Origin of the sequence: Serpentinicella sp. ANB-PHB4, from assembly GCF_031432315.1 — a bacterium.
GTDB lineage: Bacteria > Bacillota > Clostridia > Peptostreptococcales > Natronincolaceae > Serpentinicella.
The window spans coordinates 160437-181632 of record NZ_JAVKGO010000004.1 but is presented as its reverse complement, the minus strand read 5'-3'; the positions used below and the strand labels follow the sequence as shown (position 1 = coordinate 181632).

The 21196-nt window shown below is 31.5% G+C and carries 24 protein-coding genes; 15 read left to right on the top strand and 9 right to left on the bottom strand.

Going from position 1 to position 21196, the window contains the following annotated elements; all coding sequences use genetic code 11:
- From gyrB to dnaA, 6 genes are all read right to left on the bottom strand, one after another.
- Positions 1-1914, bottom strand: coding sequence for a DNA topoisomerase (ATP-hydrolyzing) subunit B (gyrB, locus tag RH915_RS05385; RefSeq protein WP_310478413.1), 1914 nt, complete (start codon positions 1912-1914; stop codon positions 1-3).
- Positions 1915-1928: 14 nt separating this feature from the next.
- A complete protein-coding gene (gene remB, locus RH915_RS05380; protein WP_310478412.1) occupies positions 1929-2219 on the bottom strand; it encodes an extracellular matrix regulator RemB in 291 nt (96 codons plus the stop codon).
- Between the two features lie 88 nt (positions 2220-2307).
- Positions 2308-3411, bottom strand: a complete 1104-nt coding sequence (gene recF, locus RH915_RS05375) for a DNA replication/repair protein RecF (protein WP_310478411.1) — start codon at positions 3409-3411, stop codon at positions 2308-2310.
- A 27-nt stretch (positions 3412-3438) separates the two neighbouring features.
- Entirely contained in the window at positions 3439-3681 is a 243-nt protein-coding gene (locus tag RH915_RS05370; protein WP_310478410.1) for an RNA-binding S4 domain-containing protein, read from the bottom strand.
- 71 nt (positions 3682-3752) lie between these two features.
- Positions 3753-4853, bottom strand: coding sequence for a DNA polymerase III subunit beta (gene dnaN / locus RH915_RS05365; RefSeq protein WP_310478409.1), 1101 nt, complete (start codon positions 4851-4853; stop codon positions 3753-3755).
- Between the two features lie 222 nt (positions 4854-5075).
- A complete protein-coding gene (gene dnaA / locus RH915_RS05360) occupies positions 5076-6404 on the bottom strand; it encodes a chromosomal replication initiator protein DnaA (protein WP_310478428.1) in 1329 nt (442 codons plus the stop codon).
- 569 nt (positions 6405-6973) lie between these two features.
- On the opposite strand from dnaA, the gene rpmH reads away from it, so the two are divergent.
- From rpmH to RH915_RS05315, 9 genes are all read left to right on the top strand, one after another.
- On the top strand, positions 6974-7108 hold the full coding sequence (rpmH, locus tag RH915_RS05355) for a 50S ribosomal protein L34 (protein ID WP_310478408.1): 135 nt from the start codon (positions 6974-6976) through the stop codon (positions 7106-7108).
- A 57-nt stretch (positions 7109-7165) separates the two neighbouring features.
- Entirely contained in the window at positions 7166-7504 is a 339-nt protein-coding gene (rnpA, locus tag RH915_RS05350; protein ID WP_310478407.1) for a ribonuclease P protein component, read from the top strand.
- Between the two features lie 21 nt (positions 7505-7525).
- The gene (yidD, locus tag RH915_RS05345) at positions 7526-7744 is read left to right on the top strand and encodes a membrane protein insertion efficiency factor YidD (RefSeq protein WP_310478406.1); all 219 of its coding nucleotides are present in this window, start codon (positions 7526-7528) and stop codon (positions 7742-7744) included.
- A gap of 28 nt (positions 7745-7772) precedes the next feature.
- Positions 7773-8459: a YidC/Oxa1 family membrane protein insertase gene (locus RH915_RS05340; RefSeq protein WP_310478404.1), complete on the top strand. Its 687-nt coding sequence runs from the start codon at positions 7773-7775 to the stop codon at positions 8457-8459.
- A complete protein-coding gene (gene jag / locus RH915_RS05335; protein WP_310478400.1) occupies positions 8460-9089 on the top strand; it encodes an RNA-binding cell elongation regulator Jag/EloR in 630 nt (209 codons plus the stop codon).
- 189 nt (positions 9090-9278) lie between these two features.
- A complete protein-coding gene (mnmE, locus tag RH915_RS05330) occupies positions 9279-10664 on the top strand; it encodes a tRNA uridine-5-carboxymethylaminomethyl(34) synthesis GTPase MnmE (RefSeq protein WP_310478398.1) in 1386 nt (461 codons plus the stop codon).
- 16 nt (positions 10665-10680) lie between these two features.
- Positions 10681-12570 carry a tRNA uridine-5-carboxymethylaminomethyl(34) synthesis enzyme MnmG gene (gene mnmG / locus RH915_RS05325; RefSeq protein WP_310478396.1) on the top strand — a complete coding sequence of 630 codons (1890 nt, stop codon included), beginning with the start codon at positions 10681-10683 and terminating at the stop codon, positions 12568-12570.
- Positions 12571-12574: 4 nt separating this feature from the next.
- The gene (gene rsmG, locus RH915_RS05320; protein WP_310478394.1) at positions 12575-13294 is read left to right on the top strand and encodes a 16S rRNA (guanine(527)-N(7))-methyltransferase RsmG; all 720 of its coding nucleotides are present in this window, start codon (positions 12575-12577) and stop codon (positions 13292-13294) included.
- A gap of 131 nt (positions 13295-13425) precedes the next feature.
- Entirely contained in the window at positions 13426-14226 is an 801-nt protein-coding gene (locus tag RH915_RS05315; protein WP_310478393.1) for a ParB/RepB/Spo0J family partition protein, read from the top strand.
- 333 nt (positions 14227-14559) lie between these two features.
- Here the strand turns inward: RH915_RS05315 and RH915_RS05310 are convergent, their stop codons facing one another.
- Positions 14560-14829 carry a TMEM165/GDT1 family protein gene (locus RH915_RS05310; RefSeq protein WP_310478392.1) on the bottom strand — a complete coding sequence of 90 codons (270 nt, stop codon included), beginning with the start codon at positions 14827-14829 and terminating at the stop codon, positions 14560-14562.
- 206 nt (positions 14830-15035) lie between these two features.
- Between RH915_RS05310 and RH915_RS05305 the strand changes: the two genes are divergently transcribed.
- The 6 genes from RH915_RS05305 to RH915_RS05280 all read left to right on the top strand — a co-directional run bounded on the left by RH915_RS05305 (position 15036) and on the right by RH915_RS05280 (position 20038).
- Positions 15036-15812, top strand: coding sequence for a ParA family protein (locus RH915_RS05305; protein ID WP_310478391.1), 777 nt, complete (start codon positions 15036-15038; stop codon positions 15810-15812).
- Between the two features lies 1 nt (position 15813).
- Positions 15814-16689, top strand: a complete 876-nt coding sequence (locus tag RH915_RS05300; protein WP_310478390.1) for a ParB/RepB/Spo0J family partition protein — start codon at positions 15814-15816, stop codon at positions 16687-16689.
- 131 nt (positions 16690-16820) lie between these two features.
- Positions 16821-17966, top strand: a complete 1146-nt coding sequence (locus RH915_RS05295; protein ID WP_334307729.1) for an aminotransferase class V-fold PLP-dependent enzyme — start codon at positions 16821-16823, stop codon at positions 17964-17966.
- A 326-nt stretch (positions 17967-18292) separates the two neighbouring features.
- Positions 18293-18832, top strand: a complete 540-nt coding sequence (locus RH915_RS05290) for a DUF4446 family protein (protein WP_310478387.1) — start codon at positions 18293-18295, stop codon at positions 18830-18832.
- Positions 18833-18847: 15 nt separating this feature from the next.
- Positions 18848-19720, top strand: coding sequence for a diacylglycerol/lipid kinase family protein (locus RH915_RS05285; protein WP_310478385.1), 873 nt, complete (start codon positions 18848-18850; stop codon positions 19718-19720).
- Positions 19721-19780: 60 nt separating this feature from the next.
- Entirely contained in the window at positions 19781-20038 is a 258-nt protein-coding gene (locus RH915_RS05280) for a YkuS family protein (RefSeq protein WP_310478384.1), read from the top strand.
- A gap of 56 nt (positions 20039-20094) precedes the next feature.
- Here the strand turns inward: RH915_RS05280 and RH915_RS05275 are convergent, their stop codons facing one another.
- The gene (locus tag RH915_RS05275; RefSeq protein ID WP_310478383.1) at positions 20095-20397 is read right to left on the bottom strand and encodes a DUF4282 domain-containing protein; all 303 of its coding nucleotides are present in this window, start codon (positions 20395-20397) and stop codon (positions 20095-20097) included.
- A 103-nt stretch (positions 20398-20500) separates the two neighbouring features.
- Positions 20501-21100 (bottom strand): spore protease YyaC, encoded by a 600-nt coding sequence (gene yyaC / locus RH915_RS05270; RefSeq protein ID WP_310478381.1) that lies wholly within the window; start codon positions 21098-21100, stop codon positions 20501-20503.
- Between the last annotated feature and the right edge of the window lie 96 nt (positions 21101-21196).

Sequence of the window (21196 nt, the reverse complement as noted above, 5' to 3'; positions counted from 1 at the left end):
CTAAACATCTAAATTTGTAACGTATTTTGCATTGTTTTCTATAAATTCACGTCTTGGTTCTACTTTATCACCCATCAAAGTTGTAAATATTTCATCTGCACCTGCTGCGTCCTCTACTGTAACCTGTAGTAAGGTTCTATGATCAGGGTTCATTGTTGTTTCCCATAATTGCTCAGGATTCATTTCTCCAAGACCTTTATATCTTTGCAACGCTACGCCATTTTTCCCTATTTCTTTTAACTTTATTTCTAGTTCCTTATCTGTATAAACGTACATCTCTTCTCTGCCCTTTTTAATCTTAAATAAAGGTGGTTGGGCAACAAAAATATGTCCTAATTCTACTAAAGGTTTCATGTATCTAAAGAAGAAAGTTAATAATAGTGTCCTAATGTGGGCACCATCAACATCGGCATCGGTCATAATAACAATTTTATGATACCTTAACTTTTCTATATCAAACTCTTCTCCTATACCGGTGCCAAAGGCTGTAATCATTGCCCTTATCTCATTAAAGTTTAAAATTTTATCTAAACGAGCTTTTTCAACGTTTAGTATCTTTCCTCGTAGGGGTAATATCGCCTGAGTCGCTCTATCTCGACCTTGCTTTGCACTTCCACCCGCAGAATCACCCTCCACTAGATAAATTTCACTTAGTGATGCATCTTTCTCAGAACAATCGGCTAATTTCCCAGGTAATGTTGTATTTTCTAAGACACCTTTTCTTCTAGTAAGTTCTCTTGCTTTTTTTGCAGCTTGTCTTGCTCTTTGGGCTTTCATTGCTTTTTCTACTATTAATTTCGCCTCAGATGGATTTTCCTCTAAAAAAGCTTCCATATATTCAGCAGTAGCAGACTCAACAATCCCTCTCATTTCGCTATTTCCTAATTTTGTTTTTGTCTGTCCTTCAAACTGGGGTTCTGTTAGTTTAACGGAAAGAATAGCGGTTAAACCTTCTCTAACATCTTCACCAGAAAAATTTTGATCTTTTTCTTTTAAAATTCCATTTTTTCTAGAGTAGTCATTAATAACTCGTGTTAAGGCAGCTTTAAACCCACTTAAGTGAGTTCCACCTTCCTGGGTATTAATATTGTTTGCGAAACTAAATATATTTTCAGTATAAACATCTGTATATTGAACAGCTAGCTCAACTACACTACTATCCTTTTTTCGTTCAAAATAAAGAATACTATCATGTAAAGGTTCTCTGTTTTTATTTAAATGTTTTACAAAATCCTTTATACCGTCTTCATAATAAAAAACACTTGTTTTTTCTTGATCTTCTCTATAGTCTTGCAAAGTTATCTTTATGCCTTTGTTTAGGAAGGCCATTTCTCTAAATCTATTCTCTAGAGTTTCGTACCTATACTCAGTTTCTTCAAATATATCCGCGTCAGGTTTGAAGTAGATCGTTGTTCCTCTTTCCTCTGTTACATCAACTTCTTGAACTTCGCCTAAAGGGTTCCCCTTCTCAAATGACTGTTTGAATTTCTTCCCATCTCTTTTAATTTCTGCAACAAGACTTGTTGATAAAGCATTTACAACTGATATACCTACACCATGTAGTCCACCTGAAACCTTATATCCTCCTCCTCCAAATTTACCACCGGCATGGAGTACTGTAAGTACTGTTTCAAGTGTTGATAAACCCGTTTGTGGGTGTTTTTCTACAGGGATCCCTCTTCCGTTATCGGATACTTTAATTGAATTGTCCTGATTAATTGCCACATGAATTGTATCACAGTAGCCAGCTAGGGCCTCATCTATACTATTATCTACAACTTCATAAACTAAATGATGTAATCCTTTTGAGCTGGTACTTCCAATGTACATTCCTGGTCTTTTTCTTACTGGCTCTAATCCCTCTAACACTTGTATTTCTTCTGCACTGTAATTCTGTTGTATCTTATTCTCCATCATTAAACCTCCTACTAAATAGAACCTACTCTTTTGTATAATGTTAAAGCCGCGATTGGTGAATAATAGACAATCACTTCAGATGCTTTTTGGGTCCTTTGTTCTTTTTCTTCCACTAGTATAAAAGACCTAGTTTCTTCTTTTGTTATTTTTCTTGTCATTCCTTTTTTTTCATTCAATTTTAAAAATTTTTTAGTATGTTTACTCTTTAAGGCAGATTTCACATCAAATATACCAATAACATTTTTCATGTTCACAACCATATCTCCGCCAATATGTAAGAAATTGCTATTATTATTAATCATGTTATTCCCCCTATTTATTAAGGTTTAAAAAATAACATTTAACCTATTTATTATACACTTTATTATGTGTAAATAAAAGGTATCTAGATTATTTTCTGTAAACTTTACCCTTTATGATTTTAAATGTTTCATAAATGTCATCTTCTTTTAGATGACACTGTTCTACATTTGTGGTAGTTATAAATGTTTGTATGTTTTTTAAATGCATTAGTAAATATTTTTGCCTTGATTCATCTAACTCACTCATAACATCATCTAAAAGTAATATTGGATATTCTCCAACTTCACCTTTTATAAGTTCTAATTCAGAGAGTTTTAAGGACAATACTGTAGTTCTTTGTTGTCCTTGAGAACCAAAGCGTTTTACTTCCATGTTGTTTATAAAAAATTTAATATCATCTCTATGGGGTCCAACTAGAGTTACCCCCCTATACCGTTCATCTTTATATCTACTTTTTAAATTTTCTAAAAAATTAATTTTAATATCATTTTTATCTTCCAATCCATTGATTTTAACATTACTTTCATATTTTATGCTTAAATTTTCTTTTTCCTGAGTAATTCTTCTATGCATAAGTTTTGCTAAAATGCTTAATTTTTTAATAAATTGCTTTCTATAGATAATAATTTCTGAACCGTAACTTGACAACTGTTCATTCCAAACCTCTAGATCAACTTGACTAGTATGTCTGCTTTTCAATAATTTATTTCTTTGCTGTAATACTTTATTATACTGAGCAGTTAAATAATGATACTTTGGGAATATTTGAGATATGTCGTTATCGATAAAACGCCTTCTTTCACTAGGCCCTTCCTTCACAATCTTTAAATCTTCTGGGGAAAAGAGTACTATATTTAAATTTCCTAAAAGTTCACTATATTTAGTAGTAATAATACCGTTAACTTTTACCTGCTTCTTTTTTTCTTTTTGTAGCTTCAATTCTATTTTGACGTTCCGGTCTTTCTTTTTAACATTTGTTCTTATATAGGCTTGATTTTTATCAATATTAATTAACTCTTGATCCTTATTATTCCTAAAAGATTTACCCAGTCCACAAAGATATATAGATTCTAATAAATTTGTTTTTCCTTGTGCATTTTCTCCTATAAATAAATTAATTTTTGGATGAAATTCTAATAAAATATCTTCATAGTTACGATAGTTTATAATTCTAACCTCTTGAACTCGCACGTTAACCCTCTTTCCATCCATAACAAATTATTTGTTTTGCTTTACTTCTATTCTCTCATTATCAAATTGAACAATATCACCGTCTTTAATTTTTTTTCCTCTTTGTACAACTACTTCACCATTAACTTTCACTAAACCTTCTAATATGTAATGTTTTGCTTCACCACCAGTAACCGCTATTTCAGAAAGTTTTAGTAGTTGATCAAGTTTAATGTATTCACTGTCAATATTAATAATCAATAGAATCCCTCCGTTGTAATAATTTTTCATAAAATCTATTATACCACAAAAGCCTTAGTAAAATAACAATTCTACTAAGGCTTCACATATGCTTATTTTATTTACTCAGCTGCTATTCTAACAGGTAATATTAAATATTGATAATTTGTATCATCCTCTGGCTTAATCAACCCTGGGTTAATACTAGTCATAAACTCTATAAATACGTAGTCATCCTCAATTATTTTAAGTACATCAAGTAAGTATTTTGAATTAAAAGCTATTTTAATTTCTTCGCCTTCTAATTCAATATTTATTTGTTCGTGTACATTTCCTAATTCTGAGTTTGAATTTATAACTAATAACTCATCTTTTATTGTAATTTTAAGAGGATTGTTTTTTCCTTCTCTTGAAATTAGAGCAGCTCTTTCAACGCTTTCTAGTAATTTTTTTGTGTTTATTCTAATTTTAGACTTAAATTCTTTTGGGATAATTTGTTTATAGTTAATAAATTCTCCTTCTAAAAGTCTAGAGATTAGTCTTGTTTGACCTAGCGTAAATAAAGCATGTTTTTCAGATAAGGACATAAAAATAATTTCTTCTGCATCATCCATAATTCTACTTACTTCATTTAACGTTTTAGCTGGTATGATAGCCTTATTATTTGTATCATTCTCTATCTCCGCTTTCTTTAAAGCTAGGCGATATCCATCTAGTGCCACCATATTTAACTCATTTTCTTGTATTTCTATAAGTACACCAGTGAATACAGGTTTCATCTCATCTTGAGATGTTGCGAAAACAGTTTGTCTAATCATACTTTTCAAAACATGGTTATTAAGTTTATATGTGCTTTTTTCTTCCACTACTGGCAATTCAGGAAAATCATCTGTTGGGTAATACACAATACTAAACTCAGTTCCTTCTGCCTTTATAATCAATTTTTGTTCATCTAAGTATATTTCCACTTCAGAATCTGGTAATTTTCGAACAATTTCGCTAAAAAGTTTAGCGTCTATTACAACTGCACCTTCTTCAAATATATTAGATTCAGTTACATGTTCGATACCAATATCTAAGTCAGTAGCAATAAATTTCAGATGATTATCTATGGCTTCGATATAGATACCTTTTAGTATAGGCAATGTTGTCTTTGATGAGACTGCTTTTTGAACAATAGAAATAGCACTTAATAAAGATTTTTTTTGAATTAAAAATCGCATTGTGGATAACCCTCCCTTTTAAAATATACAAATTAATAATAAATATTTAGTAGTAATAGTAGTAGGGCCTGTTAATTTGTGAATAACTATGTGTGATTTATAGTAATATTGCAACTCAGCTGTGAGTATAAAATGTATAACTAGGTGTATAACTATAAAGTATTCCACAGGAATAATAGTCACATAAACTATCAACAGATTATCAACAGTAGCCTGTTAATTCTACTCATCCCGAAGTTGACGAATAATTTTGTTTATCTTTTCTTTAAAATCATCACTGTTTTCCATTTCATTAGAAATTTTTTCATGGGCATGAATAACTGTAGTATGATCCCTACCTCCAAACTCCTCACCAATTTTAGGCAGTGATAAATCAGTTAACTCACGGGTGATATACATAGCAATTTGTCTTGGAAAAGCAACTGATCGAGTTCTTTTCTTTGCATTGTAATCCTCCATCTTTATACTAAAGTGTTTAGAAACAATTTCTTTAATAAGAGAGACAGTAATCTGTTTTTTCTGAGATGAAAAGACTTCTTTAAGAGCTTCCTTTGCAATTTCAACGGTAATTTCACCATTCGCTAAAGAAGAATAAGCTACAATTCGAATAAGTGCACCTTCAAGTTCACGAATATTTGCTTGAATTTTACTAGCGATGAATGCCATTACTTCATCAGGGACGTCCATATTTTCAAGTTGAGCTTTTTTTCGTAAAATAGCTATTCTAGTTTCAAAATCAGGAGGTTGAATATCAGTTATTAGTCCCCACTCAAACCTTGATCTTAAACGATCCTCTAGAGTTGGTATTTCTTTTGGTGGTCGATCACTAGAAATAATAATTTGTTTATTTGATTCATGTAGAGCATTAAATGTATGGAAAAATTCTTCTTGGGTACTTTCTTTTCCAGCTATAAATTGAATATCATCTACTAAAAGCACATCTACATTACGATAACGGTCTCGAAACTCAACGTTTCTATCATCACGAATAGAATTTATAAGTTCATTGGTAAAGGTTTCAGAAGAAACATATACAATCTGGGCATTCGCGTTATTCTGCTTTATATAATGTCCAATAGCATTCATAAGATGTGTTTTTCCTAAACCAACGCCACCGTAAATAAATAAAGGATTATAGGCTTTTGCTGGTTGTTCAGCTACAGCTACGGAAGCAGCATGTGCAAATCGATTACTATTACCTATAACGAAGGTATCAAAGGTATACTTTGGGTTCAGGCTTTTTATTAGCCCAGATTCTCTTATAGGTTTTTTACTCTCTTCTTTACTAATAGAACTTTCTTCATCAGGAATAATAATCTTTATTTGGTATTGTTTATGTGTAACCTGTTTAATAGCATTTACTATTAATCCAGCATATCGACCTGTAATAATATCTCTATTGAAGTCATTGTGTACCTTTAAAATGACTGTACTTTCATCAATAGAAACTGGTTCAATTGTTTTAATCCAGGTCGAAAAGCTAACCTCTGTTAATTCTGTTTTGATTAAGTTCAAGGTCTTGTCCCAAATCATAGGAAGATCGGCATTCATCAAAACATGTTCCCCCTTACTGCAAATTAAATTTATTTTTATATAAGTTATCCTAAGTTATCCATAAAAAAATCCACAAGGATAATCAAAAAAATATTAAGCAAGGGTAATATTTTTTATCAACATGGTTATGCTTATGGATGTGGAAAAATAAAAAAAAGAGTGAATAATTTAATTATATATAGTCTTATACACAATATCAACAAGAAGATTATTAACATTTAAGAAGACTAAAAAAAGCACAAACAGATAAATATATGTCAATAATTCTATGTTATGCACAATAATATCCACAAATGTGAATAACTTTGGATAAAGTGATTAAAGTTACGAACATTATCAACAAGTAAAACCATCATAACAAATTTGACTATAGGTTTCAACAAAAAACAACAAAATATCCACATTATTTTTTATTGTTAATAACTATTATCCACAACAATAAATAGTTTGTAGTATTGCTAAAAACTTGACAGTGTAACGTTATGTCGCTATAATCTATTTGTAGTGTGTTCAATTTTAAATAATATAAAATTGATATATAGAAGTAATTTAAGGGGGTGTAATTTGTGAAAAGAACCTATCAACCAAAAAGAAGACAAAGAAGTAAAGAGCATGGTTTCAGAAAAAGAATGAGCACTAAAAATGGTAGAAATGTAGTAAAGAGACGTAGATTAAAAGGAAGAAAAAGACTGACTGCGTAGGGGCCGCTTAACGTGGCCTTTTTCTATAACTATTTTCTTTTATAATGGAGGATTAAGATGAAAAATGCCAATAGATTAAAAAAAAACAGTGAATTTCAAAGGGTTTATCAAAAAAGAAAATCTATGGCAAATAAACTTTTAATTCTTTATATTACAGAAAATCAGCTTAGTTATAATCGGGTTGGTTTTGTAGTTTCTAAGAAAGTAGGTAATAGTGTTGTAAGAAGTCGTGTTAAAAGACTAATGAAAGAAAGCTACCGGATAAATGATTTTCGTTTTAAAAATGGATATGATATTGTTTTCATTGCAAGACAAAATTGTATTAATGCCACTTATAAAGAAGTTGAAAGTGCAATTATGCATTTAATGAGAAAAATGCAGTTATTAAATAAATGATTTAGAAAAGGCCGATAAATTATGTCAAGTGTCTTTATTTTTTTAATTCAAATTTACCAAAAGTGGCTATCGCCCTTAAAAAGAAGAAGAACTTGTATCTTTTATCCTACCTGTTCGTCTTATAGCATTGAGGCGTACAAGCATTATGGTTTTTTAAAAGGTAGTTATTTAACATTAAAAAGAATTTTAAGGTGTAATCCCTTTAATAAAGGTGGATATGACCCTTTAAATAAAAAATAAAAGTCTAAATTAGTAGGGGGTTTAGAATTTGACTTCACTAGCACAGTTTTTCGGGTCCATGTTGTTTTATATTTATGAAGTTGTAGATAATTATGGCTTAGCAATTATTTTATTTACAATTTTAATAAAAGCAGCTATGTTACCACTAACATTTAAACAGGCCAAGTCAATGAAGAAAACACAGGAAATACAACCTAAGATCAAAGAATTACAAGTAAAGTACAAAAATGATAAAGAAAAATTAAATCAGAAAATTATGGAGCTCTATCAAGAGCATAATGTGAGTCCTTTTAGCTCTTGTTTACCATTATTAATTCAATTTCCTATTATTATCGGGTTGTTTACAGCACTTAGAAATCCTGAAGTATATGTTTTTGAGTCAGCAGAAATTTATGCAGCGATCGACACTAGCTTTTTGTGGCTTTCAAGTTTAGCGGAAGCAGATCCATGGATATTACCACTCTTAGCAGGGATAACAACTTATTTATCAAGTGCAACGATGTCTGCTGGGGCACAAGGATCAGCTCAATCAACTCAAAAAACAATGAACTATATTTTTCCAGTTATGATATTTGTGATGACTACGGACCAAGTTTTTGGACAAGGATTTCCTGCAGGTCTAGCTTTATATTGGGTAGTAAGTAATACATTCCAGTTTGTACAACAATTAGTAATTACAAAGCCCAATGCATTATTCAAGGGGGGAACTAAGTAGATGAAATCTATCGAGGTTACGGGAAAAACGGTAGAAGAAGCCATTTCAAAAGGATTAGTTGAACTTGAAAAGAAAAAAGATGAAGTAGAATATAAAATTATAGATATACCTAATAAGGGGTTTTTAGGTATTATTGGATCTAAACTTGCAAAAATAAAGATGACGGTTAAAGACACTCCAGCGAAAGATGCTGAAATTTTTCTTAAAGAAACCTTAAATGCCATGGGATTAGAGGTTATGATTGATGCTTATCTAGACGGAGATGTTGTGAAAGTTTATTTAGAAGGACCAAATATGGGTGTTGTAATTGGAAGAAGGGGTCAAACTTTAGATTCTTTACAGTACTTAACGAGCCTTGTTATTAATAAAGGTAGAGATAAGTATCTTAAAGTATTTATTGATACAGAAAATTACAGACAAAAAAGAGAAGATACATTAGTAAATCTTGCGCATAAAATGGTTGAAAAAGTAAAAAGGACAAAAAGAAGTGTAGCCCTTGAGCCGATGAATCCATACGAAAGAAGAATTATTCATGCTGCACTTCAATCTAGCAAAGCGGTACAAACCTACAGTGAAGGGGAAGAACCTCATCGAAAAGTGGTTATAGCCCTTAAAAGAAAACCCAGTTAAATAGCTGGGTTTTCTTCTGTGATAATATAAAATCAAATTTACATATTTAAATCATTTTTATAAAATAATAAGATAAGGAATTATATAATGATAAGGGATTGCAAACTTGATGATTATAATGATGTAGAAAGTTATAATAAGGGTAACAGTTTAAAAAACGTTTACTATAATTGTTGAAGAGGTGTTAACATGTTTTTAAGTGATACAATCGCTGCCATAGCAACAGCACCAGGAGAGGCTGGAATCGGAATAGTACGAATAAGCGGAGAATCAGCTATAGATATTGCCGACAAAATATTCAAATCTAAAAAAGGTAAAAAACTTAGCGAATTTGATGAACGTCGAATTACCTACGGAAATGTTTTTGATCCTAACACAGGTAATAGATTAGATGAAGTTCTAGTTTCATATATGAAAGCACCCTATACATATACAACTGAAGATATTGTAGAAATTAATTGCCATGGAGGATATATACCAGTAAAAAATATTCTAGAATTAGTTTTGCGAATGGGTGCACGATCTGCTGAACCAGGAGAATTTACGAAAAGGGCCTTTTTAAACGGTAGAATAGATCTATCCCAGGCAGAGGCGGTAATGGACTTAATTAGTGCAAAAACTGATAAAGGTTTCGATGTAGCCCTAGACCAACTGGAAGGTACTTTATCGAAAAAAGTTAAAGAAATTATTACTAATTTAATGGACATGTTAGCCCATATTGAAGTTTCTATTGACTTTGCAGAAGAAGATGTTGATGAAGTAACACTAGATATATTGTTAAATAAAAGTAAAGAAGTAAAAAAAGAAATACAACAACTATTGGATACAGCGGATACTGGTAAAATTATTAGAGAGGGCTTAAATACGGTTATCGTCGGAAAGCCAAATGTGGGTAAATCCTCATTAATGAATACACTTTTAGGGGAGTCTAGAGCTATTGTAACAGATGTACCAGGAACAACAAGAGATATAATTGAAGAAAATTTAAGTATTAGAGGAATTCCTTTAAAAATTATAGATACAGCGGGTATAAGAGAAACTGATGATATCGTTGAAAAAATAGGTGTTGAAAAATCTAAACAGTTTTTTAATAAAGCAGATTTGATTATTTTTATGCTGGATATATCGTCCTCATTAACAGAGGATGATATTCAGATTCTCGAGCTAATAAGAAATAGAAAAGCATTAGTTATATTAAATAAATTAGATCTTCCACATAAAATCGATGAGGGTGCTATTGTAGAATATATTGATAGTAAAAATATAATAAAGTTATCTGTTTTATCCGAAACTGGCATAGAGGACCTGGAAGAAAGAATTGTAGATATGGTCTATAAAGGGGATGTAAAATCTAAAGATACTGTCATGGTAACAAATGCAAGACATCGAAATGCATTAGAGCGGGCGCTTAAAAGCTTGGAAGAGGGTGTTGAAGCCATAGAACAAAAACTACCTCTTGATTTTATTGAAGTTGATGTTAGAGACTGTTGGGAAGCATTAGGAGAAATTTCTGGAGATACAGTAGAAGAAGATCTTATAAATCATATTTTCCAAAACTTTTGCATTGGAAAATAGGTAAGGAGGACAAAAAATGATTACATATGAAGCAGGGAATTACGATGTTGTTGTTGTTGGTGCTGGTCATGCTGGTTGTGAAGCAGCCTTAGCCTCTGCTAGAATGGGACATAGAACTTTGATTTTAACTATGTCTTTAGATGCAGTTGCTATGATGGCGTGTAACCCTTCTATTGGGGGAACGGGGAAAGGACATCTCGTTAGGGAAATAGATGCTTTAGGTGGAGAAATGGGTTTAAATATAGATAAAGCATTTATCCAAAGTAGAGTTTTAAATACAGCAAAGGGTCCAGCAGTACATTCTCTTAGAACACAAGCAGATAAAACAAAATACCATGAAGAAATGAAAAAAACCCTAGAAAATCAAGAACACTTATTTTTAAAGCAGGGTGAAGTAATTGACTTCATTATTGAAGAAGGAACAATTAAAGGGGTTCTAACTCGTAATGGTGGGGTTTATCACTCGAAGACAGTTATTATAGCTACAGGTGTATATTTAAATAGTCGAGTTTTTTTAGGGGAAGTTAACTATGAGTCCGGGCCTAATGGGCTGTATTCATCTAAGTTTTTATCTGAAAAACTTTCTGACTTAGGTTGTCGATTAAGAAGGTTTAAAACAGGTACACCTGCTAGAGTACATAGTGACACAATTGATTTTGACAAGATGGATGTACAGCATGGTGACGATGAAATAGATCCTTTTTCATTTTTAAATGATGAAATTAATATGGACCAACATCCTTGTTGGTTAGCGAGAACAACAGAAGCAACAAAATTAATTATTAAACATAATCTTAACCGCTCTGCAATGTACAGAGGAGATATAGAGAGTGTTGGGCCACGATACTGCCCATCTATAGAAGATAAAATTGTACGATTTAGTGATAAACCATCTCACCAAGTGTTTTTAGAGCCTGAAGGCTTAAATACAAAAGAGATGTATGTACAAGGCATATCAACAAGTTTAGCCGAAGAAGTTCAGGTAAAGATGTATAGAAGTATAATTGGTTTAGAAAATGTTGAAATAATGCGTCCGGCCTACGCGATTGAATATGATTGTATTGATCCTACACAGCTAAAACCATCCCTAGAAATTAAAAATGTTAATAATTTATTTAGTGCAGGACAATTTAATGGAACTTCTGGATATGAAGAAGCAGCTGCACAAGGATTAATTGCTGGGGTAAATGCAGTACGTAAAATCCGTGGGGAAGATCCCTTGATTTTAAGTCGTTCAGATGCTTATATTGGCGTTGTAATTGACGATCTTGTTACAAAAGGAACAAATGAGCCTTATAGAATGATGACATCTAGAGCAGAGTACAGACTTGTTTTAAGACAGGATAATGCAGATGCTAGACTAACAGAAAAGGGATATGAGATAGGGCTAGTTACAGAGGACCGATATCGTAAATATAAAGACAAACAAGAACAAATAGATCGTGAGTTAGAACGTTTGAGAAACACAAATGTTTCACCTGAAACAGTAAATGATTTCTTAATTAAAGTCGGAAGTGCACCTATTAAAGCAGGAATTTCTCTGTATGAACTATTAAAAAGACCAGAAATTACATATGAGAATATGAAAGAAATTGATCACAACAGGCCTTATGGACTTATGAAAAGAGCTGTTAAACAATGTGAAATTATTATTAAATATGAGGGGTATATAGACAAACAGCTTAAACAGATAGATAGTGTTAAAAAACTTGAAAATAAAAAACTACCAGATCAAATTGATTATAATAGTATAGATGGACTAAGGTTGGAGGCCAGACAAAAATTAGACGAAATAAGGCCGCTGTCTGTTGGACAAGCTTCTCGCATATCAGGCGTTTCTCCTGCTGATGTTTCTGTTTTACTTGTATACCTGGAACAAATGAGGCGAAAAAAGAAAGAGGGATAGGAAAATGATGTTAGAAGAGGTTATTGAGAAAGGTAGCTTAGCCCTAGGATATGAATTGAATGAAGAACAAACAAAACAATTTATTATATATAAAGATCTATTACTAGAATGGAACCAAAAGATGAATTTAACAGCTATTGAAGATGAACATGAAATAGGGGTAAAACATTTTTTAGATTCAATTTCATGTATAAAGAGCGAGATATTAAAACCTAAGGGAAAAATAATAGATGTTGGAACAGGAGCCGGATTCCCTGGAATCCCGATAAAAATACTTTTTCCTGATATAGATCTAACACTATTAGACTCCTTGAATAAAAGAATTAACTTTCTAAAGGAAGTTGGCAACCAAACTGGTTTAGATAATGTGGAATATATTCATGGTCGGGCAGAGGAATATGGTACCAACAAAAATTATAGAGAACAATTTGATTATGCTGTAGCAAGGGCGGTAGCACCGTTGAACATTTTAGCTGAATATTGTCTTCCTTTTGTAAAAGTAGGGGGATATTTTATCTGTCAAAAAGGTAAACAGCTTGATCAAGAACTAAATGCGGGAGAAAAAGCTGTAAAAATATTAGGTGGAAAAATTGAAAAACAAATAGATATTCCATTGCCCTTTAGTGATATTGTTCACAATTTGCTAGTAATAAAGAAAATAAATAATACCTCGACAAAATTTCCTAGGAAAGCAGGAAAACCATCAAAAGATCCTATCAAGTAGGTCAAACAATAAGGCATTTTAGTACATTATGTAGTACGAAACCTGTTGTTTTAGGAAGGAGATAAAGTTTTTTTCTAGAATAAAATAAGAAAGAAAAGAACGCCTTTATAAAGAAATGAGGGGATTAAAAAATGAGTAATGCTGAAAAAAGTATTGTAGAAGTAAATGTGGATATGATTATACCGAATCCATATCAACCGAGAAAAGTTTTTTCGCAGGGAAGCTTAGAGGAGTTAAGCCAATCTATAAAACAATATGGGGTTTTACAGCCAGTGAGTTTAAGGCATTCTCGAGATGGAAAATATGAACTAATTGCAGGGGAAAGGCGATTAAAAGCAACTAAAATGGCAGAACTAAGTACTATACCCGCTATTGTACATAATGAATTTAATGATAAAGATTCTGCGGTGCTAGCAATTATTGAAAATTTACAAAGAGAAGATTTAAACTTTATTGAAGAAGCTGAAGGCTATGCAAATTTAATAGAGGATCATGGTTTTACTCAACAAGAGCTTGCTTTATATATTGGAAAAAATCAATCAACTATTGCAAACAAACTAAGAATATTACGTTTAGGAGAAGAAGCGAAAAAGCTATTAATAGAACACGGATTAACTGAAAGGCATGCTAGATCCTTGTTAAAGCTACCTGATGAAGATTTACGACTTCTTGCACTAAATAAAACCATTCAAAATGAGTACAATGTAAAGCAAACCGAAGAACTTATTAAATCTATGATGGAAGAAATAAGCAAAGAAGAAGATACCCCAAAGAGGCAACAAAAAATTAAAAGTTTCATGAATTATAGAATTTATATAAATACGATAAAACAGGCTTATGAAGCAATAAAAGATAAACAAGAGAATGCAGAATTTAAACAAGAAGATAAAGGTGATTTTATACAATTAGTTGTTAAGATCCCAAAATCCTAAATCAATACAAAATAAGGTCCTTTAATTAGGATCTTTTTTATACCGTAAGAAAGTTCTATGTTTCTACTGGTTGTCTGGATGGTATGGAATCCCCTGTGGTATTAAGTTGGTACTCAGACGGTTTTGACGTCGTCGGAGGAAACCTATAGGGTTTTAGCAAAAGTGGCGTTAGCCACTTTTTTATTGCTTTTATCAAGTAGAAGTCAGTTTAATTACCTAACTATGACATATAATTTTTACTCTAATCTTTATATAGATAGAGTGGTTTATTAGCTTGTATTATTTAAATTTATTTAATGATACAAATTATTCAATTATGCAATTTATACAATACTAAAATTTACCGGATAAAGTTAATATTCCTATTACAATAAAAACAACGCCAGCTGCATTTTGCAAGTAAGAAGGAGGAATGTACTTTGTTAAAAAAGTACCCGCTAAAACACCAATGATAGAACTTAAAATCAAAGCAAGTGAAGCACCAATAAAAACAGGCCAAATGGATTTAGATTGAGTAGCTAACAACATTGTTTGGAGTTGGGTTTTATCACCTAATTCTGCAACAAATACAATTAGAAATGTAGTAATAATTGTTTTTAACACATAATACCCCCTTTATAAGACACCTCTACAACGGTTATATGAATAGCCAAAAGGAAATCAATAAAAAAATAAAAGACACACATACTTGTTAGGGATATTATATTCTCTTAATCGATGGATTATTAATAACAATTTTATAGAGGATATTTTCAAACTTTATCGAAATAAATAGATAATAGAAGAGATATGCAAAGGAGGGATTTAAAATGGGCAAGGTTGTTGCTATTTTTAATCAAAAAGGCGGTGTAGGAAAAACAACAACAAATGTAAATTTAAGTGCTTGTATTGCCCACAAAGGGAAAAAAATATGTGTTATTGACATAGACCCTCAAGGGAATACCACAAGTGGTTTTGGCGTTGATAAAACTGCTGTGGAATATAATATATACGATGTATTAATAGATGAGGTTAGTATCGAAAAAGCAATAATAAAAACAGAATTTGAAAATCTAGATCTAGTATCATCAAGTCAAAACTTAGCAGGGGCAGAAATTGAACTTGCAACCCAAGAAGGGGATCGGGAAATTAAATTGAAGCAAGCTATTGATTCTATCAAGGACAGATATGACTATATTTTTGTAGACTGTCCACCTTCTCTAGGTCTTTTAACAATTAACTCTTTGTCAGCTGTAGACTCAGTATTAATACCAATACAGTGTGAATATTACGCACTAGAAGGTGTGAGTCAATTAATGAATACAATTTCACTAGTTCAAAAAAGTTTAAACCCAAAGCTTGAAGTACAAGGTGTTGTATTAAGTATGTTCGATGGTAGAACAAACTTATCAATTCAAGTTGTGGATGAAGTAAAAAACTATTTTAAAGGAAAAGTATATACATCAATTATCCCACGTAATGTTAGATTAGCCGAGGCACCTAGTCATGGACAGCCAATTATTTATTATGATAACAAATCAAAGGGTGCAGAAGCTTATATAGAGCTTGCGGAAGAATTTATAGATCTGGAAGAGGATGTGATTTAGTATGGCCGGTGCGACAAAAAGAAAAGGTTTAGGTCGAGGGTTAGAAGCATTAATACCTAAAAAAACAATAGAACCAGATCAAAAAAGTAGTGATAATATTGTTGAAAGCATTAATATAAATAAAATATATCCAAATAAAGATCAACCTAGAAAAGATTTTGAAGAACAACCTTTAATGGAGTTAACCGAATCAATACAAAAACACGGTATTATTCAACCGATCATTGTTACGAAGAATGATAACGGGTACATGATTATAGCTGGAGAAAGAAGATGGCGAGCAGCAAGAAAGGCAAAATTAACTGATCTACCATGCATTGTTAGAAAATATGATGAAAAACAACTAGTAGAAGTTGCTTTAATAGAAAATATACAAAGAGAAGATTTGAATATAATAGAAGAAGCAGAAGCATATAAATATCTAATTGAAAAATATAAGGTTACCCAAGAGCAACTAGCCATTGCCTTAGGCAAAAGTAGACCCCATATTGCAAATACAATGCGACTATTACAGTTAAATAATCAAATTATAGGCATGATCAAAGAAGGGAGAATAAGTGCAGGGCAAGGTAGGGCACTTCTAGCAATTAAGGATAAAGAAAAACAACTACAGATTGCTATTAAAATTGAAGCAGAGCAATTAAATGTTAGACAAGTGGAATTGTTAGTTAAATCATTATTAAACCCAGAAGAAACAAAAGTTAAAAAAGATAAAGAAAAGGATATTATTTTAAGAGATATAGAAAATAACTTAAAACAACTACTAGGGACAAAAGTAAGTATTACAAAAGGCAAGAAAAGGGGAAAAATTGAGATTGAGTACTATAGTGATGAAGAGTTAGAAAGAATCCTCGATATATTTAAATCAGACGAATAAGTTAATTAATAATTAATAGAGTCCAATAAGGAGCATGACCTAGTCAACATGTCACATGTTTATCCATTAAAGAAGATTGGTTTAATACGTAATTATTAAACGCTAAAAAAATATTAAGTGAAAGAAGGGGTATGGTGATATATTTAGATAATGCTGCAACATCCTTTCCTAAACCAAAGATTATTCATCAAAAATTAGATGAATATTTAAGTAACTATGCGGCTAATCCGGGAAGGTCCGGGCATAGAATGGCTCTAGAATCTAGTGAGGCCATTTTTAAGGTAAGGGAGCTAATTTGTCAGCTATTTAATATTGCTAGCCCAATGCAAGTTATATTTACATCTAGTGCGACTGAGAGTTTAAACTTAGCTATAAAAGGTACTTTATATAAAGGGGATCATGTTATTACAACTAGCATGGAGCATAACTCAGTATTAAGACCTATTAAAGCATTAGAATCCTTCGGAATAACAAACACAATAATATACTGTAATGAGAATGGTATGATCGACCCGAAAGATGTAGAGGAATCAATTTTACCGAATACAAAACTAATTGCAATGACCCACGCTTCGAATGTAACTGGCACCTTAATGCCAATTGTGGAGATAGGAGAAATAGCTAAAAAGAACAATGTTTACTTCTTAGTAGATGGGGCGCAAACAGCAGGTGTGTTACCAATAGATATAGAAAAAATGAATATAGATTTATTAGCAGTACCTGCCCATAAAGGTCTATTAGGAATGCAGGGTTTAGGCATCCTTTATATAAAAGAAGGGCTTGATGTTCGTCACTTTAAAGAGGGCGGAACGGGAAGCAAGTCACAAGAACTTATTCAGCCATTAATTTTACCGGATCGGTATGAAACAGGCACGCCTAATACACCAGGAATCATTGCATTGGGTGCTAGTATTGAATTTATTTTAGATAAGGGAATAAAGAAAATACGAGAACATGAAGAGGAATTAACAAAATATTTTATAGACAAAATACAAACAATAGACAAAATAAAAGTTTATGGGGCACATCATTTAGGAAAGCAGGCATCCGTCGTATCGATAAATATAAAAGAAGAGGATTCTTGCGATATTGGATCTTGTTTAGATAGAATGTTTAATATAGCAGTTCGTTCAGGGTTTCACTGTGCGCCTTTAGCTCATGAAACCATAGGTACTAGTGAGCAGGGGACAGTTCGGTTTAGTTTTGGTTATTTTAATACAAAAGAAGAAATAGATATAGTCCTAAAAGCAATAAAAGAAATTTGTAATCAAGTTTAAATAATATAGAACTGTTAATGAACCAGTAGCATGTGACATTTCACATGTTTACTGGTTTTAACTTTTAGTATAAGGCACCGATTTTAGCAGATTAAATAAGATGAGGTGTCCCTTTAATAGACTAGTTATAGATAGGGGAAATATTATAATAACAATGCACAATTCTATAAACTCTGTCAAAAAATTTCAAAAAAATATGTAAAAATAGAAAGAAATACAATAGACGAAAAGACGTTTACAATATAATATATAAATGAGGAAATTACACAATTGAAATTTGCAGTATAATATATTAAAAAAAGTAAAAAAGATAAGGTGGGGTAATATTGAGCGGTATAGTAGCTTTTATAGAAGATCATACAGCTATTTTTATATTAGGGAGTGTTGTATTAAATGTTCTTTTGGCTTTATTACTAATATTAAATTATAGTGCACTAACAACACTAAAAGACCGGTATAAAAAATTAACTAGAGGAATGACAGGGAAAAATATAGAATCAATTTTATTCGAACATATAGAAAAAGTTGAGGGAGTACACAAAAATTTTGATGAAATTAATTCAAAAATTAACTTACTAAATAATCGATTAAGTTTTAGTTTTCAGAAAATAGGCTTTATCCGATACAATGCTTTTGACGATGTGGGTAGTGATTTGAGTTTTTCCATTGCTATTTTAGATGATAATAATAATGGCTTTATTTTAACAGGAATACATGGACGAGCTGAGTCATACACTTATGCAAAATCAGTTAAAAATGGAACTTCTAGTTATCATATATCTGTTGAAGAAGAACAAGCTTTAGAACGAGCAATGAATAACCAGCTAGATGCAACAGAATTAAAAACAAGTAGAAGTAAAAAGTAACTAGAGGTGACGAATTTGACCTATCTATTTATTATCAACCCAGTGGCAGGAAAGCATAATAGTGAAGCAACAATTTCTATTATAAAAGAAAAAATGAAAAAACATGGATTAAAACATGAAATAAAAATAACCTCTAGAGTTGGAGAAGCTAAGCAGTTAGCAAAAGATGCAATAAGTAGTCATATAGATACAATTGTAGCCGTAGGTGGGGATGGTACCATACATGAGGTTTTAAATGGCATGGTAAATAGCAATAAAAATCTAGGAATTATACCCGCAGGGACAGGAAATGACTTAGCAAGAACATTAGGACTACCTTTAGATATTGAAGAATCCCTAGACAAGATTATAGAAGGAAAAATAAAAAAAATTGATATTGGGTGTTTTAATGAAGAATACTTTATAAATTTTGCTAGTGTTGGATTAGATGCATTAATTGCATCAGAGGCAAATAAAATCAAGAAATTAATAGCAAGCAAATACGCCTATATTCTATCAGTTATTTTAAGTTTAACTCGTTTTAAAAGCCCTAAACTAAAAATTAGAATAGATGATCTATATATGGAAAAAGATATTATGTTAGTTGCTATTTGTAATGGTGCTTATTATGGTGGTGGAATGAAAATTGCACCAAAGGCTGACTTGCAAGATGGATGTTTTGATATATGCATTGTGAATAAAATGAACAAGTTAAAGCTACTCTGGTTATTTCCAAGTATTTTTAAAGGCAATCATATAAAATATAAAGATGTGGAAATGTTTAAAGGCAGAAAAGTAGAAATAGATTATGAAGGATATATAGAGGTAAATACCGATGGAGAAATTAAAAATGCTAGACCTGTATGTTTAGAAATTATGAATAAAAAGATAAGAACAATTGGAATATAACTTTATAGTGAATAAATAAAACACCTCCTAGAGACAATATATCATTAGGAGGTGTTTCATATGAAACGGGTAGTGGTTCAAAATAATTTAGATAGCATTAGAGATGCTTTAAGTCAAAAAGGATATGAAGTTGTTGACTTCAATGATACAGGATTTGTAGATGCAGTCATTTATATCGATGACCAACAAGGAATTAAAAGTGTAAATAGTTCAGAGAAGTTAAACAATCAAGGGTGTATTATTATTAATGCAAAAAATAGAAGTATTGAAGATATAGAATATATTATTGAAACAAGAAGGTATGAAAGATTATTTTAAAAAATAAAAAAAGTGGTCAAAAAGACCACTTATATTTTAGTAAAGATATGTATATTTTATTTTTTGTTTAACTGAACCAATAATTCATGAATTTTAAAAATCACCACAATAAATTCGCACCATACTCTAACAATAATTGGCGAAATAATTAGGGTAAATAGACCAGTTAACACCATAAAACCCCCGCCATGGCCGGCACCCATACCTCGGATAATAAGTGAAAAACCGAATAAAGCACAAATAGCTAAGGAAATATAAAAGATAATTTTAATAATAACTGGTGTAATCATTTTGTCGAAATTCAAGAAAGTCTTTACCAAGCCTTGCTCATCAATTTCTTTTTTCATTTCATCAATCATACTAAATCCCCCTTTTTTATAAAGTTTCTAAACATACAAGAAAAACAATAACTGTGCAAATGAAATCGATTTATAAGACTTGTACTAAATATATGTAAAGCGCTTAATTAATATAACGGGAAAAGAACATTTTTTTATTCAAATCCCACAAAGTAAATTTAATTGCATCACTAATAGTATCAGCCATTTTCATTACCAAGTTTAATCTTGTGCTTTGGAGTACCATGTACTGCATATAACCGCCTATATTAACAATACCTGTAATGTGGATATCCCCTACTGAGGGAAGTTCTTTATTAACCCCTGTTCCAGGTTTTAGAGGACCATGGTTGACTGTAACACAGCCGACTCTATCCATTTTACCTAAACAAGCATCTATTGCAATTACAAAAGGATTATTATAACTACTATAGATATGTTGAATGGTTTCTTCTAAGTTTTTAGCGTGAACTGGGCGGTCTAAAGTACCCAGGATTTTGATATGTGTGTACTGACTTAGATGTTTTTCTAACTTATATCCAATAAGCGGACCTAATGAGTCTCCAGTAGAACGATCAGACCCAATACATAAAAATATAATATCTTCATATTGGTTTGTATAATAGTTTTTAATGTAATCAGTCAACATGGAACTAAAGTCAAAATATGCTTTAGTGCTGTCTATATTTACGGATTTTTTAACGACATCTGGGCTTAGTGACATGAGATATATCCCTCCTATAAGGCAAGTGTTTAAATTAGTTTGACCAAAATGGAAGGGATTATGCTGCTTAAACAAAATATTGTAATAACCATCATC